Annotated in this window: 16 protein-coding genes; 13 read left to right on the top strand and 3 right to left on the bottom strand. The window is 69.1% G+C overall.

Annotation, left to right across the window (positions count from 1 at the left end; all coding sequences use genetic code 11):
* Window positions 1–293: 293 nt before the first annotated feature.
* The 7 genes from GTZ93_RS23185 to GTZ93_RS23155 all read left to right on the top strand — a co-directional run bounded on the left by GTZ93_RS23185 (window position 294) and on the right by GTZ93_RS23155 (window position 7,511).
* Complete coding sequence (locus GTZ93_RS23185; protein ID WP_161662989.1) at window positions 294–572, top strand: PqqD family protein; 279 nt, start codon at window positions 294–296, stop codon at window positions 570–572.
* 561 nt (window positions 573–1,133) lie between these two features.
* Window positions 1,134–1,757: a hypothetical protein gene (locus GTZ93_RS23180; RefSeq protein WP_139922762.1), complete on the top strand. Its 624-nt coding sequence runs from the start codon at window positions 1,134–1,136 to the stop codon at window positions 1,755–1,757.
* Complete coding sequence (locus GTZ93_RS23175; protein ID WP_139922759.1) at window positions 1,754–3,070, top strand: MFS transporter; 1,317 nt, start codon at window positions 1,754–1,756, stop codon at window positions 3,068–3,070. Before GTZ93_RS23180 ends, GTZ93_RS23175 begins: the two co-directional genes overlap by 4 nt.
* Window positions 3,067–5,196 (top strand): carbohydrate binding family 9 domain-containing protein, encoded by a 2,130-nt coding sequence (locus tag GTZ93_RS23170; protein ID WP_139922756.1) that lies wholly within the window; start codon window positions 3,067–3,069, stop codon window positions 5,194–5,196. The genes GTZ93_RS23175 and GTZ93_RS23170 overlap by 4 nt, the downstream gene beginning before the upstream one ends.
* A 21-nt stretch (window positions 5,197–5,217) precedes the next feature.
* Window positions 5,218–6,060, top strand: coding sequence for a class I SAM-dependent methyltransferase (locus tag GTZ93_RS23165; RefSeq protein ID WP_139922753.1), 843 nt, complete (start codon window positions 5,218–5,220; stop codon window positions 6,058–6,060).
* 4 nt (window positions 6,061–6,064) lie between these two features.
* On the top strand, window positions 6,065–6,895 hold the full coding sequence (locus tag GTZ93_RS23160; RefSeq protein WP_139922751.1) for a DUF692 domain-containing protein: 831 nt from the start codon (window positions 6,065–6,067) through the stop codon (window positions 6,893–6,895).
* 1 nt (window position 6,896) lies between these two features.
* Window positions 6,897–7,511, top strand: a complete 615-nt coding sequence (locus tag GTZ93_RS23155; RefSeq protein ID WP_139922748.1) for a hypothetical protein — start codon at window positions 6,897–6,899, stop codon at window positions 7,509–7,511.
* 15 nt (window positions 7,512–7,526) lie between these two features.
* Here the strand turns inward: GTZ93_RS23155 and GTZ93_RS23150 are convergent, their stop codons facing one another.
* Window positions 7,527–8,021 (bottom strand): YbhB/YbcL family Raf kinase inhibitor-like protein, encoded by a 495-nt coding sequence (locus GTZ93_RS23150; protein ID WP_139922745.1) that lies wholly within the window; start codon window positions 8,019–8,021, stop codon window positions 7,527–7,529.
* Window positions 8,022–8,405: 384 nt separating this feature from the next.
* On the opposite strand from GTZ93_RS23150, the gene GTZ93_RS23145 reads away from it, so the two are divergent.
* The 6 genes from GTZ93_RS23145 to ychF all read left to right on the top strand — a co-directional run bounded on the left by GTZ93_RS23145 (window position 8,406) and on the right by ychF (window position 12,351).
* Complete coding sequence (locus GTZ93_RS23145; RefSeq protein WP_120560831.1) at window positions 8,406–8,672, top strand: AtpZ/AtpI family protein; 267 nt, start codon at window positions 8,406–8,408, stop codon at window positions 8,670–8,672.
* Window positions 8,669–9,082: a hypothetical protein gene (locus GTZ93_RS23140; protein WP_139921827.1), complete on the top strand. Its 414-nt coding sequence runs from the start codon at window positions 8,669–8,671 to the stop codon at window positions 9,080–9,082. The genes GTZ93_RS23145 and GTZ93_RS23140 overlap by 4 nt, the downstream gene beginning before the upstream one ends.
* Window positions 9,082–10,134, top strand: a complete 1,053-nt coding sequence (gene atpB, locus GTZ93_RS23135) for a F0F1 ATP synthase subunit A (protein ID WP_139921825.1) — start codon at window positions 9,082–9,084, stop codon at window positions 10,132–10,134. Before GTZ93_RS23140 ends, atpB begins: the two co-directional genes overlap by 1 nt.
* Before the next feature lie 143 nt (window positions 10,135–10,277).
* The gene (locus tag GTZ93_RS23130; RefSeq protein WP_120560834.1) at window positions 10,278–10,508 is read left to right on the top strand and encodes an ATP synthase F0 subunit C; all 231 of its coding nucleotides are present in this window, start codon (window positions 10,278–10,280) and stop codon (window positions 10,506–10,508) included.
* Window positions 10,509–10,647: 139 nt separating this feature from the next.
* Window positions 10,648–11,196, top strand: a complete 549-nt coding sequence (gene atpF / locus GTZ93_RS23125) for a F0F1 ATP synthase subunit B (RefSeq protein WP_139921823.1) — start codon at window positions 10,648–10,650, stop codon at window positions 11,194–11,196.
* Window positions 11,197–11,241: 45 nt separating this feature from the next.
* Window positions 11,242–12,351, top strand: coding sequence for a redox-regulated ATPase YchF (gene ychF / locus GTZ93_RS23120; protein ID WP_120598655.1), 1,110 nt, complete (start codon window positions 11,242–11,244; stop codon window positions 12,349–12,351).
* 96 nt (window positions 12,352–12,447) lie between these two features.
* Here the strand turns inward: ychF and GTZ93_RS23115 are convergent, their stop codons facing one another.
* Together GTZ93_RS23115 and GTZ93_RS23110 are read right to left on the bottom strand one after the other, a co-directional pair.
* On the bottom strand, window positions 12,448–12,735 hold the full coding sequence (locus GTZ93_RS23115) for a hypothetical protein (RefSeq protein ID WP_169822075.1): 288 nt from the start codon (window positions 12,733–12,735) through the stop codon (window positions 12,448–12,450).
* Window positions 12,736–12,830: 95 nt separating this feature from the next.
* A complete protein-coding gene (locus tag GTZ93_RS23110) occupies window positions 12,831–14,255 on the bottom strand; it encodes a citrate synthase (RefSeq protein WP_139921821.1) in 1,425 nt (474 codons plus the stop codon).
* Between the last annotated feature and the right edge of the window lie 85 nt (window positions 14,256–14,340).

The following is a 14,340-nucleotide window of genomic DNA, read 5'->3' as shown; positions in this document are numbered from 1 at the left end:
CTCACCCCCCTACCTTCGCACCCCTGGCCCCCCGCGGTGAAGCCACCCCCGCCCGTCAATCGCCCACCACCGCACAACAGCCGGTCCCCGCTCTGGACCGACGCGGCGCTTCAGGACCCGGCACGTTCGCAAACCCTCTCATGATGCCCCAACCCGAATCCTTGCATGTGTTGACAGGCTTTATTGGAGCATTTAGAAACATGGAATTGTAACAGCGCGGCTTGAACCGGATTCCGACGCCTTCCTGCTTCCGTCAGGAATCCCCGGGGGCCGCGCCTTCGGAGGGGGATGTCTTGAATCTGCCCCGCGCGACTTCCGGCGTCATCGTCCAGCAGCAGGACGAAGCCTTCTTCCTCATGGATACCGAGGGCGGAGAGGTCTTCCGGGTGAACGAGACCGCCGCCCGCATCTTCGAGCTGTGCCAGGGCGACACGTCCCTGGAGGGGGCGGTGGCGTCGCTGGCGCTCCGGCTGGGCGCCGCGGGCCAGGAAGAAACCATCCGCGCCGACGTCCAGCGCACCGTGACGCAGTTCCAGGAACTGGGGCTGTGCGAGCCCTCGCGTCCCGTCTGACTTTCGCCGTCCGCTGAGTGGCTTTTTCCCCTCGTGAGAGGGACAGGCCGGGCCATGCCCTGGCCCTTGGGAATCCCGTGTGCCCGGGTCGCCCCGGGTGCGCGTGATGCCAGACGTGAGACGTCTTTTCACGGCTGGAATGAAGCACCGGAGTGTTGGCAGGCAATGTCAGACCCCCTGTCCACACTCCGCCATGTTTCACCGCAGTGAACGCAGCAATCCATCCAGGAGAATCACCATGTACATCCAGTCCGAGATCGTCCGCGTGTCCGCCGCCACCGACAAGTGCACCTGCTCCAACGGCATGGTCATCGCCTCGACCAGCACGCAGGCGGAGTAGTCGCGCCCGTCGGTTCCCAAGTCTCAAACATCCATCCCAGGAGAACCACCATGTACATCCAGTCCGAGATCGTCCGCGTTTCCGCGTCGTCCGACAAGTGCACCTGCTCCAACGGCATGAGCGTGATCGTCGTCGCGGAGTAACGCGTTTCATGGCCGGGAGGAGGGCTGTGGTCCTCCTCCCGGCTGTGTCTTTCCTCTCACACGCCGACACGCCCGCCCATGCTGCCCGCATCCACGCAGGTATTGCTCTTCACCCAGGCGGACGTCGGCGGACACGCGCTCTTTCGAGTCGTGCCCGTGGAGGTGTCCGTGCGCCCCGGCCAGGGACGGCTGTGGACGGACGTGTCGCGGGGCAATGCCTTCACCGCCGCGTGGCAGGACCATGCGCGCCACCTGTCCGCGGTGGGCCGCGCGCGCTACGCGCTGCCGTGGGATGAGACGGACCTGCACGTCTCGCCGCGCGGCCGGAACGTGACGCTGGATGGCCGGAGCGCGTCGCTGCCGCTGTTCGTCGCGTGGGTGGCGCTGCTCGCGGGCCTGCCGCTGCCGTCGCCCTTCCTGGGCACGGGCGTGGCGCTGGAGGCGCATGGGGAAAAGCTCGCGCCCGCGCCGCGCGAGTTCCTCCAGGGAAAGCTGGGCGTGGCGCAGTCCTACGTGAAGCAGGTGTTTCCGCGGGCGGACAGGGTGGCGGTGTTCGTGCCGGAGGGCAGCGGGTTCGACGCGGCGCCCCTGACGGCGCTGGACGTGCGGCCGGTGCCCACGCTCACGAAGGCGGTGGAGGCGGTGCTGGGGCTGAAGCCTCATGCCGACGCGCCCGGCTCCGGAGAAGGGGTGGGGGGATGATCCGCCAGGGCGTGGGTGCCATCCGGGAGATGTACGGGCTGACGCGGGGGCTGGGGAACCTGCGGGTGATGCTGGGCTCGGGGCTCCTGGGCATGGCGGCCTCCGGCCTGCTCAACCCGGTGATGCCGTTGTACCTGCGCTCGCGCGGGCTGGGCTTCCAGGAGATTGGCGCGCTCTACACAGTGGGGGCGCTGCTGCCCATCTTCGTGCAGCCGGTGCTGGGGGCGCTGTCGGACCGCCATGGGCGCAAGCCCTTCGTGGTGGGCCTGTCGCTCGTCACGTCGCTGATGGTGCCGGCGGTGGCGCTGGTGGACGACCCGCAGCCGCTCGCCGCCGTGATGATCCTCAAGATGCTGCTGTCGCGCAGCGCGGCGCCGGTGGCCAACGCGATGGTGGCGGACTTCGCGCCCGCCAGACAGCGCGCCACCCTGTTCGCGCTGCTGGATGCCACGTCGAACCTGGTGTTCGTCGCGGCGCTCTTCGCGTCCTCCGCCGTCATCCGCGCGCTGTCGGTGGCGGGCACCTTCTTCCTGGCGGGGGGCCTGTTCCTCGCGGGCAGCCTGCTGCTGCTGGGGCTGGACGAACCGGCGCGGCCCCCGCGCGCGGAGGCAGTGCGCGGTGGGGCGGGCGCTGCGTGGGGCCTGGTGTTCCGGGGGCTCCTGTCGCCGTTCACCTACGTGAAGGACCGGCCGGGCGCGGCGGCGCTGTTCCTCTGGCAGTTCTTCTTCACCTTCGCGCTGGCGCTGTTCCCCACGTACCTGCCGCTGTACGCGGTGGAGCTGGGCGCGCCCCGGGAGGCCGTAGGGCCGCTGGTGGCGGCGTCGTGGCTGACGTACGCGTTCGTGCAGCCCTTCGGCGGACGGCTGTCGGACCGGCTGTCCCGGCGCGTGGGCATGATTGTACCGGGCCTCGCGGGCATGGCGGTGATGGCCGCGGTGCTGGGGGCCGCGGGATGGCTGCCGGACGGCGCCGCGCTGATGACGCTGGTGGTGGCCTGGGTGCTGCTGGCCATCCCAGACGGCCTGCACCGCTCCTCCGCGTCCGCGCTGGTGGTGGAGCAGTCCCCGGCGCCCTCCGAGCGCGGCCGGTTCATGGGCGCGCTGGGCGCCTGCGGCGCGCTGGCCTCCGTGCTCGCGCCCGTCACCTACGGCTTCGTCGCGCAAGCCGCCGGCATCGGCAGCACGTTCCTCATTTCGTCGGTGTCCCTCGTGCTTGCGCTCGGCTGTGTGTCGCGCGTGCGCGAGGCGTCTTCACACGCCACGCCTGAACCGGCCCCCGTGGCCGCCCTCACCCCCACCTCGGAGCCTGGATGAGTCCCCTTCGCCACGTGTGTCGCTGGGGCACCGCGCTGTTGGCCGCGCTGGTGCCCACGCTGGGGCACGCTGATTCGACGTACAAGGTCACCGCGACGCGGACGCAGGACACCATCACCATCGACGGCACGGGGGACGAGCCCGCGTGGCAGGCGGCCCCGGAAATCGACGGCTGGTACCTCACGCGCATCAACTACGGCAAGCCCGCGCCGGACGACACCAAGGTCCGCATCCTCTACGACCAGGACAACCTGTACTTCCTCTTCCACTGCATCGACTCCAAGCCGGAGCGCATCACCGGCTACACGGTGCAGAACGAGGGGTTCCTCCACCAGGAGGACAACATCACCATCATCCTGGACACGTTCCTGGACCACCGGAACGCGTACTACTTCTGGACCAACCCGCTGGGCGTGCGCACCGACGGGCGCATCGTGGATGACGGCGAGGCGTTCTCCACCAACTGGCGCGGCGAGTGGGAGACGAAGTCCACCATCGTGAAGGACGGGTGGATTTCGGAGGTGCGCATCCCGTTCGCCAACTTCCAGTTCGAGACGAAGGACGAAATCTCCTTCGGCATGCTCCTGGACCGCGAACAGTCGCGCAACCAGGAGTGGAGCAACTGGACGCCGGACGGCGTCAACAGCGCGAAGGTGAGCCGCTACCCGCACCTGGAGGGGCTCAAGGGCATCAAGCCGCGCTCCATCTTCAGCATCACCCCGTACGTGGCCAGCACGGTGGCGCTGAAGACGACGGACGACCGGGGCGTCTTCCGTCCCAACGTGGGCGCGGACGCGCGCATCGACCCGACGCCCTGGCTGTCAGTGAAGCTCACCGCCAACCCGGACTTCAGCGACGCGGAGGCGGACCAGAGCTTCCTCCTGCTGGACACGGATCAGCCGCTGCTGCCGGAGCGCCGCTCGTTCTTCACGGAGAGCGAGCACCTCTTCATCGCGCCCATCAACGTCTTCACCTCGCGCCGCATCGCGCTGCGGCCGCATGACCGGGTGTGGGGCGGCCTGCAGCTCACCGGCAAGCTGGGGGGCTTGAGCTTCTCCATGATGGACGTGCAGCACCGCGACCTCACCGGCCGGGACGCCAACGGCCGCGAGGTCTTCGAGAACGTCAACTCCGGCGTCATCCGCTTGCAGCAGGACATCGGCAAGCGGTCGATGATCTCCCTGGTGGCGCTCAACCGCAGCGGTCGGGGCGGGCTGTTCGGGGACTCGGACTTCCAGACGGTGGGCGTGGACGGCAACTTCCACCTCTTCGAGGAGTTCTTCATCCAGGCGCAGGCGCTGAAGAGCTGGAGCCCGCTGGGCAACGAGGACTCGGACGCGTACCACGTGGGCCTGCACCGCTTCGACACGCTGTCGGAGTTCTGGTTGCAGTTCGAGGACATCGGGAAGAACTACGCGAACCCGCTGGGCTGGACGCCGGTGGTGGACAAGCAGGGCTACAACTCGCGCCTGTTCCTGAACCCGTTCCCCGGGTGGCGCTTCCTGCCCCGGCTGGACATGACGTGGGACTCGCTGTGGCGCCGCAACCACGAGGGCGAGCGCACGCGCTGGCGCAACCGCCTCAACGTGCAGCCCTACCTGCACCACGACTTCGCGCTCTACCTGGAGGGCATCTACGACGACAACCTGGGCTTCCGGGACCGGCTGGGCACGTTTGGCTTCACCCTGTTCCCGCACGACTGGCAGAGCTACACGCTGACGGCCGTCGCCGGCCGCTTCCTGGGCGGAGAGATTCGCGGCTTCAACGGCGCGGTGAACATGAAGGTGGGGCCGCACATCGTCGCGCGCTTCAGCGGCTTCTACACGCGCAACTTCAATGTGCCCACGAACAGCGACCTCTACGGCACGTCCGGGGACGGCTACAGCTTCTCCGGCTACGCGCAGCTGCGCTACCACTTCAGCCCGGACCTCTACGCGCGCCTGACGTTGCAGAAGGGCGGCGTGTACGAGCTGGCGGACTACAACTCCGTGAAGGGCACGTTCCTGGACGCGATGGTGGGGTGGCACTACCGCCAGTGGAGCGACATCTTCCTCGTCTACACGGATCAGCCCTTCGGCGGCTCCCAGGAGCGGCGGATCCTCTCGAAAATCTCCTTCAACTACTGACCTGTCCCAAGGGCCATTCGCATGACCTCCGCCGACCCGCAGAGCCTCAAGCGCCGCTACGACGAGGTGTCCCCGAAGTACGACCAGGGCGCGCCGGACGCCACGGCCATCAAGCTGTTCTGGCTGACGTACGAGCACCTCACCTGGAAGCCGGTGGAGGCGCTGCTGCCGAAGGACGGCACGACCTGGCGCGTGTTGGACGCGGGCGGCGGTGGCGGCAAGTTCGGCACGCGCTTCGCGCAAGCCGGGCACCACGTCACCGTGCTGGACATCTCTCCGGGCATGCTGGACGGCGCCAGGGCGCAGTTCACCGCGAAGGGGCTGCTGGACCGCGTGGCCTTCGTGGAGGGGAACGTCGCGGCGCTGGAGCTGCCGGACGCGGCCTTCGACCTGGTCTTCTGCGAAGGGGACCCGGTGTCGTACTGCCTGGACGCGTACCCGCGCGCGGTGAAGGAGTTGGTGCGCGTGGCGAAGCCGGGCGCGCCGGTGGTGCTGGGCGTGGACAACCGCTACGAGGCCTTCTCCGGCTACCTGAAGCTGGGCAAGCCGCAGGAGGCCTTCCGCACGCTCCACGACGGCCGCACGACGTGCCCGTATGGCTTGCCGGTGCACGCCTTCACGGTGCGCGAGCTGGAGCGCGCGGTGGCGGACGCGGGCGCGGAGCTGCTCGAGATTTTCGGCAAGCCGGTGATGTTCTTCGACATGCTCAAGGCGATGGCGGCCGCGCAGGGCGGGACCGCGGAGAAGCCGTGGGACGCGTGGGCCGCGCGCGAGGAGATATTGGCGTTGCAGGAGAAGCTGGCGCACGAGGGCTTCGCCGTCCTGGGGCAGCACTTCCAGGTGATGGCGCGGCGCAAGGCCTGAAGCCATGGGCCTTCCCTTCCTGGGCGTGGGGCTCAGCTACCGCTGGGACCTCAATCCGCACCTGGCGCGTGGCAACCCCGGCGTGGACTGGCTGGAGGTGACGCCCGAGCACTTCCTGCCGCTCACGCCGGACTCGGAGCGGCGGCTGGAGTTGCTCGCGAAGCGCTATCCCATTGTGGGCCACAGCCTGGAGCTGTCGGTGGGCTCGGACGGTGTGGACGCGCCTGGCTACCGGGATGGCTTGAAGCGCGTCCGTCAGCTCACCCGGAGCGTCTGGCACGGAGACCACCTGTGCTTCACGCGCGTGGGGAACCTGCCTCTGCGCGCGCTGACGCCGGTGCCGCTGACGGAGGAGGCGGTGGCCACGTGCGTGCGCAACGTGAAGGCGGCGCGGGCGGACCTGGACGTGCCGTTCGTGGTGGAGAACATCGCGTATCTCTTCCACACGCCGCTCAACACGTTGGATGAAGCGGAGTTCCTGCGCCGCGTGGTGGAGGGCGCGGACTGCGGACTGTTGTTGGACTTGCACAACCTCTATTGCAACGCGGTCAACCACGGGTTCGACCCGTATGGCTTCCTGGACCGGCTGCCTTTGGAGCGCGTGGTGCAGGTGCACCTGGCGGGCGGCGTCACGATGGAGGGATTGAGATTGGACAGCCACTCCGCGCCGTCGCCGGAGGAGGTGTGGCGCCTGTTGGAATACGTCGCGCCACGCAGCCCGGTGCGCGGGGTGAACTTCGAGATGGACAGCGGCTTTCCTCCCTTCGCGCAGCTGGTGGAGGAGCTGGCCCGCGCGCGCGCCATCCTCCAGCGCTGCGGCGCGAGCGCGGCTTGAGATGAGCTACCCACGAACATTGGAAGTCCTGGCGCGGCTGCACGTGGATCCCCGCTTCCGTGAAGCGTGGCGCCTCGATGCCCCCACAGCCCTGGCCCCGCTGGACCTGACGCCGTCGGAAGCGGAGGCGCTCCAACGGGTGGATCCGGTGGTGGTGGAGCGCGCTGGCCGGATGATGGACTTCCACCGCACCGAGCGCGTGCGCGAACAGCTCGCCTGGGTGGACGAAGCGAAGCGGCCGGAGCTGGGCCCGCTGCGAGCGCGCTTCCTCCAGGACGTGCTGCCTGAAGTGCTCAACCGCGAAGAGGCCATCGCGTACTACCGCTTCCTGGAAGCGGGCGAGCACGCCCCGCACGCGAAGCTCCTCCAGCGTCTGCCCGCCTACGTGCCACAGCTGGCGCGGTGCGAACGGCTGCGCCTGTCGCTCGCATGGGGTCTTGCTCCCATGCCCGCGTCAGGCCCGCTCGTGGAGTCCTTCGACTACCCGGTGCTCACGCTGCTCGCCGCGCTGGATGCGCCGGGCTGGCCCCTGGTGGAGCCGAAGCCCACGCGCGTGGAGTACCTCAAGGTGCCCCACCTGCCCGCCGTGATGACGCGCGAGCTGCCGTCACCTTGAGGTGCTCCGTGCACCTCAGTGCTTGCGGTGGTGCGTCTTCTCGTAGGTGCCCATGAGCTGGGTCTCCCCCACGATGTGGCCCTCCATCGCCTTGAGCAGCTGCGTGCGGTTGGGCTGGTTCAGGTCCGGCAGCACCGTGTCCAGGGCGTACAGCTTGAAGAAGTACCGGTGGCTGCCGATGGGCGGCATGGGGCCGCCGTAGTCCTGCCGGTTGAAGTCGTTGCGCCCCAGCTTCACCCCGTCCGGCAGCACGTCCAGGGTCGCCCCGTCCGGGATGCTCTGGGTGTTGATCGGGAGGTTATAAAGGACCCAGTGGCAGAAGGTGCGCTGGGGGTTCGCCGGGTCCGGCGCGTCCGGGTCCTCCACGATGAGCGCCAGGCTCTTGGCCCCGGCGGGGAGGTTCTCCCAGTGCAGGGGAGGCGCCTTGTCGTCGCCCTCGCCGGTGTAGGCGATGGGGATGGGCATCCCGTCCTTGAACTTCGGCGAGGTGAGTTCGAGCGGCTTCGGCATGCGTGACTCCTTGGGCATGAACGGCCAACGTGACCCCTGCCAAGCTGGCGATGCCGGAGTCCCGGTGCTGAGAGACGGAGGGCGCTCCGCCCGGCCGCCCGTCACCTCCCTGGGGCTGTGCCGTTGCTGATCCACCGGGCGCCCCCAGGGCCGCCTGCTCCTTTGAGCCCCTCCTACAGAGGAGAAACCACCCCTTCGGTCCCAGCGCCGTGGTAGCTGCGCTTGCGGGTGCCGCAACCGCTGCTGGCGGTGGGGTGCCCCGCGCCCCCGTACCGGTTGCACGCGCCGCTCATTCGGTGCTAAGCGGCGCCCGCGCGTGTATGGGCGGGGTCGGGGTTGGTGAAGGAAACCCAAGACTTTCCCGGGGTTTGGTGAGGCGTCCGCATGGCAGACCAGGAGCCTCGGAAGCAGGCGGACGCGCCGGGCAGTGAGCTGGGCGAGACGGCCCGGCAGATGCGGGCGGCGGAGCCGTACATCTCCGCGGTCTGGAAGCTGGTGGGCGGGGCGGTGGTGGGGGTCCTGGGAGGGTACTTCCTGGACAAGTGGCTGGGGACGTCGCCCTGGCTGCTCTTGGGCTTGAGCCTGGTGGGGATTGGCGTGGGGTTCTACGGCTTCCTCCATGCGATGACGCGGCTGGGGAAGCGCAAGTGACGGGGACGGGTGGACAGCCGAAGCGGGACCCGTTCTGGACGCACGCGGGGCTGGCGGCGGCGGTGATGGGCGTGGGCGCGGTGGTGGCGGCGGCGCTGCCGAAGGTGACGGAGGATCGGGTCGCCGCGCTGCTGGGCGTGGGAATCGCGGCGGTGACGGGCGTGCTGGCGCTGGTGCTGAAGCGACGCGCGGCGATGCAGGCGGATTTGAAGGCGGCGTTGAAGGTGGTTGGTGTGGTCTTCGCCCTCAGGGGCGTGGGCGTGGGGATTGGGCTGGCGTGGGTGGTGTCCCGGGGTTTGAGCGCGATCGCGTTCGTGGGCGGCTTCTTCGGCGTCTACTTCGCGCTGCAGTGGATTGAAGTCAGCTACGTGATGGCCGCGTCGAAAGACGCGGCGGGCGGAGACGAGTGATGCGCAAGGCAATGGTGCTGTTCGCCTGTCTGTTCGCGGGCGCCGTATGGGCCTCCGACCAGGCCGCCGAGCACGGCTACGCGAACGAGGCCCAGGACGCCGAGGGCGATGACGTCGCCGGCTACATCCTCCACCACGTGGCGGACTCGAACGAGTACGAGTTCGAGGTCCCCCTCAGCCACAACCACATCCCCATCCACCTGCCGCGCATCCTCATCCCGTTCCACGAGGGCGCCTGCACGCCCATGGCGGACACGCACGGGGGCCACGGCGAGGTGTACCCGGGCCTGGGCCAGGGCTGCCTGGACCTCTCCATCACCAAGCACACGGTGATGATGTGGCTGGCGGCGCTGCTGCTCATCGGCGCGCTGCTCATCTGGAGCAACCGCGACAAGACGAAGCTCGTGCCGCGCGGCGCCGGGGCGAACCTCTTCGAGATGCTCGTGCTGTTCGTTCGCGACGAGCTGGCCATCAAGAACATCGGCAAGGAGGAGGGCCCCCGCTACGTGCCCTACCTGCTCACCGCGTTCTTCTTCATCCTCTTCATGAACCTGCTGGGCCTGTTCCCCTGGATGGCGACCGCCACGGGCAACATCGCCGTCACGTGCGGCCTGGCGCTGTGCACCTTCTTCGTCACGCAGGCGGCGGGCATCCGCGCCGCGGGCATCGGTGGCTACCTGAAGCACCTGACGGGCGGCGTGGCCCCCTGGCTGTGGCCCATCATGATTCCGGTGGAGGTCCTGGGCCTGTTCACCAAGCCCTTCGCGCTCACCATCCGTCTCTTCGCCAACATGCTGGCGGGCCACATCGTCATCTTCTTCCTGCTGGGCCTCATCTTCATGCTCCGCAACCCCGCGGTGGCGCTGGTGAGCGTGCCGTTCGCCTTCGGCATCTACCTGCTGGAGCTGTTCGTGGCCTTCGTGCAGGCGTACGTGTTCACCATGCTGTCGGCGCTGTTCATCGGGATGAGCGTGGCCATGGGCCACCACCACGATGACCACCATGAGACCGGCGCCAGCCACGACCACGGCAAGGCCCACCACCTGGGCTGACAAGTTGACGGGGCGCCTGTCGGAAACGACGGCGCGCCCCGGTTGAAGACCCGGCGGTTCGAAAGGCCGCCGGAGGTAGTCCTAAAGGGCCCCCACGACCCCCCCACAAGCGGGTCCCGCATCACGAAAGAAGACGTGCTCCCATGACCAACCTCGCTCTTGCCTTCCTCGCCGCCGGTATCGGCGCCGGCCTCTCCATCATCGGTGCCGCGCTCGGCATCGGTAAGCTGGCCGCCGCCGCCATGGACGCCACGGGCCGTCAGCCGGCCGCGGGCGGCGACATCCGCACCACGATGATCATCGCCGCGGCCCTCATCGAAGGCGCCACGCTGTTCGCGCTGGTCGTCTGCATCCTGCTCGCCATCAAGCAGTAAGGCCGGCAGGTCGCAACGGGGGCCGGTGTCCGCTTCGGGAAGAAGCGGCGCCGGCGTTCCGGCTCGCAGTGCGCAGCACCTGTCTCACCTGAAGTCTCCCGCATCCTCCCTCTGTCTTTTCGCTTCACCGGGACCCGCCATGTTCCTGCCCTCAGTCCTCGCCGCCAGCAGCTTCGTGGAGGTCCGTCCGGGCCTCATCTTCTGGACCATCGTCACCTTCGTCATCGTCCTGCTGGTGCTGCGGGCGAAGGCGTGGGGGCCCATCCTGTCGCTCGTCGAGGAGCGCGAGAAGCAGATCACCAACGCCATCGAGAGCGCGAAGCGTGAGCGCGCCGAGGCGGAGAAGCTGCTCGCCGACCAGAAGACGGCCATCGCCGAGGCCCGCCGCGAGGCCGCGGAGACCACCCGCCGCGTGCAGGCGGACATGGAGAAGTTCCGCGACGAGCTGATGGCCAAGAGCCGCAAGGAGGCGGAGGAGCTGAAGCAGTCCGCCCGCCGCGAGATTGACGACCAGAAGGCCAAGGCCATCGCGGAGGTCCGCGCCATGGCCGTGGACCTGGCCATGGAAGTGGCCGGCAAGCTCATGAGCGAGCGCATGGACGACGCCAAGCACCGCGCGCTGGCCGAGCAGTTCGTGCAGGGCCTGCCCGGCGCCACCAGCGCCACGGCGACCCGCCGCTCGGCCTAACGGCCGGGAGTCTTCCGCCGCGCCCGCCTGTTCCAGGAATCCATCATGGCTCTCTCCATTGGCATCGTCGGTCTGCCCAACGTGGGCAAGTCCACCCTGTTCAACGCCCTGTCCGCCGCGGGCGCTCAGGCGGCGAACTATCCGTTCTGCACCATCGAGCCGAACGTGGGCGTGGTGCCGGTGCCGGACGACCGCCTGGACCAGCTGTCGGCGCTCGTCAAGCCGCTGAAGAAGATCCCCACGTCGCTGGAGTTCGTGGACATCGCCGGCCTGGTGCGCGGCGCGTCCAAGGGCGAGGGCCTGGGCAACCAGTTCCTGGGGAACATCCGGCAGGTGAACGCGGTGCTCCACGTGCTGCGCTGCTTCGAGGACGACAACGTCACTCACGTCGAGGGAGGCGTGAATCCGGTGCGGGACCGGGACGTGGTCGACACGGAGCTGTGCCTCAAGGACATGGAGACCGTGGAGAAGCGCCGCGAGCGCTCGCTGAAGAACACCAAGATGGGTGGCAAGGCGGGCGACGAGGCGAAGGCCGAGGTCGCGCTGCTGGACCGCATCAAGGCGAAGCTGGATGAAGGCCTCACGGTGCGCGCGCAGAAGCTCACCGACGACGAGAAGGCGGCCATCCAGGACCTGTTCCTGCTGACGGACAAGCCCGTGCTGTACGTGGCGAACATCAGCGAAGGGCAGATTGGCAAGGAAGACAGCGACCCGCGCGTGCAGCAGGTGCGCGACATGGCCGCCAAGGAGGGCGCGGGCGTGGTGGTGCTGGCGGCGGCGCTGGAGTCGGAAATCCAGCAGCTCGCCGAGGCCGACCGCCCCGGCTTCCTGGCGGACTCCGGCCTGACGGAGCCGGGCCTGAACAAGGTGGTTCGCGAGGGCTACAAGCTGCTGGGCCTGTGGACGTACTTCACGGTGGGCGAGCAGGAGTGCCGCGCGTGGACCATCCACAAGGGCTTCAAGGCGCCGCAGGCGGCGGGCGTCATCCACTCCGACTTCGAGCGCGGCTTCATCAAGGCGGAAGTCTTCGGGTGGACGGACCTGGTGAAGCTGGGCAGCGAGGCGGCGGTGAAGGAGAAGGGCCTGCTGCGCGTGGAAGGCAAGGAGTACGTCGTGCAGGACGGCGACTGCATGCACTTCCGCTTCAACGTCTGACGCGGGACTGCTTCCGCTGTTGGAAGTGACGACGGGCGCTGCCTTCCACTCACGGAAGGGGCGCCCGTTTCGTTTGCTACCGGGGGCAGCTCATACCTAGCGGGGACCGCTCATCCACGTATAGCCCCAGAGCCCCACGGCGAGCACGGCCAGCACGGTGGAGAGGATGGCGGAGCGCCTCGTGCGGCCGGCGGGGTCCGGGTGGTTCAGGGCGTACTTCCACACGCCGCCCACGCGCAGGGCCAGGAAGAGGGCGAGGAGGACGGGGCCGACGAGCTGCCAGCCCTCGGGGCGCTTGAGGATGACGATCCACGAGGCGATGAAGGCCACGTTGCCGAGCAACATCAGGGCGGGATAGGGCAGGGTCGGACGGGAGGTGCTCACGGGGCTGCCAGTGTGTGCACGGGAGCCCGGAGCGCCAAACGGAAAGCCGCGCGGCGTGCACGCCATGTGACAGCCGCCCGTCATGTTTCAGGGTGCTACCGGGCCGGGGGCTCCACGTAGCGGGCGCGGGGGCGGAGCAGGTGGCCCTGTTCACGCTGCTCCAGGACATGGGCGACCCAGCCCGCGGTGCGGCCCAGGCTGAACAGCACGGTGGCGGCGCCGGAAGGCAGGCCCAGCGCGTCCGCGAGCATCACCAGTCCCCAGTCCAGTGACGGCGGGGGATGGCCGGCGTCCCGCATGGTGTCCATGACGGCGCGGGCCACGCGGACCTTGGGTGCTTCGGGCTTCACGCTCAACGCGGCGGCGACGAGCGGCGGCGTGCGCGGGTCTCCCTTCAGGTAGAGGCGGTGGCCGAAGCCCGTCACGGCTTCGCCCCGGCGCAGGCGGCCGTGAATGACCTGCGCGGCGCGCTCCGGACGGCCGACCTCCGCGATGAGCGCTTCCACGCGGTCGCAGGCGCCGCCGTGACGGTGGCCGGAGATGGCCGCGAGCGCCGCGCTGATGCACGCGTACAGGTCCGCGCCGGAGGACGCTGTCACGCGGGCCGCGAAGGTGGAGGTGTTCAGCTCGTGGTCCGCGCAGAGCACCAGCGCCAGGTTGATCAGCTCCGCGGTCCGCTTCGGCCTCGCGTCCCAGGCCGTGGCGAGTGACGCGGCCACCGTGGGTTCCTTCAATGCTCGCGACACGCGGCTGGGAGCCTGGGCCACGCAGACCCACGCGCCCAGGTGGCGGATGATCCGACGTGCGCGGAGCATGTCCTGTTCCACGGGAGCGGCGAAGCGGCCCGCGTCGCTCGCGGCGAGGAGCGGCACCAGCGCGGCCAGGGAGGACAGGGGCGGAGTGTCTCGCGGGAGCATCGCTGCGAGAGCGCTGGGGGACACGAGCAGCGCGTCCCTGGTCGCTGAAGCGACGCGCTCCGAGGCCGACTGCCGCGTGTCTCGCGAAGGTGCGCCACTGCGCTCCGAGGACGATGACCGCGTGTTTCGCACCGGCGGCTCCGTGCTCCCGGCGTTGTCCCACGGTGCTTCCGGTGCGGGCCACGTCGTGGACTCCAGTGGCAGATGCCCGGTCCACAGCAGCTCCGCCACGTCCTCGAAGCGGTGGCCTCGCGTGGCCAGCTCCACCGCGTCGTGGCCCCGGTAGGAGAGCCCCTCCTCGCTGATGCGCGACACCGACGAGTCGATGACGGGCTCGCCCCAGCGCAGTGCTCCGGAGGCCACCGCCGCGTGGCCCGCGCGGGCATCGTGGCGCGTCTTCAACCGCTCCACGTCCGCGCGCAGGTAGCGGTTCTCCTTCGTGCCCTTCTCCGGCACGCACCGCACGAGCCCCCGGCTCACGTACGTGTAGAGCGTCGCCCGCTTTACCCCCAGCAGGGCCGCCGCCTCCTCCGCGCGCAGCAGCTCCTCCTCAACTGGATGGTCGAATCGAGATTGAGAACGTCCCCCTGCACGACGCACCATGTTTCGCGTGCCTCCCTGGAGCGGAGTCTCGACTCGACTGGACCCTCCTGTCGAGCTGAGCCTCCCCATGGCCGAGGCATGACCT

The sequence above is a fragment of the Corallococcus exiguus genome, assembly GCF_009909105.1.
GTDB lineage: Bacteria > Myxococcota > Myxococcia > Myxococcales > Myxococcaceae > Corallococcus > Corallococcus exiguus.
Note: the sequence above shows the minus strand (reverse complement) of the source record. Positions and strands in the feature narration are given on the sequence as shown.

Excerpts from the sequence above, each read along its gene's own strand:
- GTZ93_RS23180 (WP_139922762.1), top strand. The coding sequence starts at position 1,134 with ATGCTGCCCGCATCCACGCAGGTATTGCTCTTCACCCAGGCGGACGTC.
- GTZ93_RS23175 (WP_139922759.1), top strand. The coding sequence starts at position 1,754 with ATGATCCGCCAGGGCGTGGGTGCCATCCGGGAGATGTACGGGCTGACG.
- GTZ93_RS23170 (WP_139922756.1), top strand. The coding sequence starts at position 3,067 with ATGAGTCCCCTTCGCCACGTGTGTCGCTGGGGCACCGCGCTGTTGGCC.
- GTZ93_RS23165 (WP_139922753.1), top strand. The coding sequence starts at position 5,218 with ATGACCTCCGCCGACCCGCAGAGCCTCAAGCGCCGCTACGACGAGGTG.
- GTZ93_RS23160 (WP_139922751.1), top strand. The coding sequence starts at position 6,065 with ATGGGCCTTCCCTTCCTGGGCGTGGGGCTCAGCTACCGCTGGGACCTC.
- GTZ93_RS23155 (WP_139922748.1), top strand. The coding sequence starts at position 6,897 with ATGAGCTACCCACGAACATTGGAAGTCCTGGCGCGGCTGCACGTGGAT.
- GTZ93_RS23150 (WP_139922745.1), bottom strand. The coding sequence starts at position 8,021 with ATGCCGAAGCCGCTCGAACTCACCTCGCCGAAGTTCAAGGACGGGATG.
- GTZ93_RS23145 (WP_120560831.1), top strand. The coding sequence starts at position 8,406 with ATGGCAGACCAGGAGCCTCGGAAGCAGGCGGACGCGCCGGGCAGTGAG.
- atpB (WP_139921825.1), top strand. The coding sequence starts at position 9,082 with ATGCGCAAGGCAATGGTGCTGTTCGCCTGTCTGTTCGCGGGCGCCGTA.
- GTZ93_RS23130 (WP_120560834.1), top strand. The coding sequence starts at position 10,278 with ATGACCAACCTCGCTCTTGCCTTCCTCGCCGCCGGTATCGGCGCCGGC.
- atpF (WP_139921823.1), top strand. The coding sequence starts at position 10,648 with ATGTTCCTGCCCTCAGTCCTCGCCGCCAGCAGCTTCGTGGAGGTCCGT.
- ychF (WP_120598655.1), top strand. The coding sequence starts at position 11,242 with ATGGCTCTCTCCATTGGCATCGTCGGTCTGCCCAACGTGGGCAAGTCC.
- GTZ93_RS23110 (WP_139921821.1), bottom strand. The coding sequence starts at position 14,255 with ATGGTGCGTCGTGCAGGGGGACGTTCTCAATCTCGATTCGACCATCCA.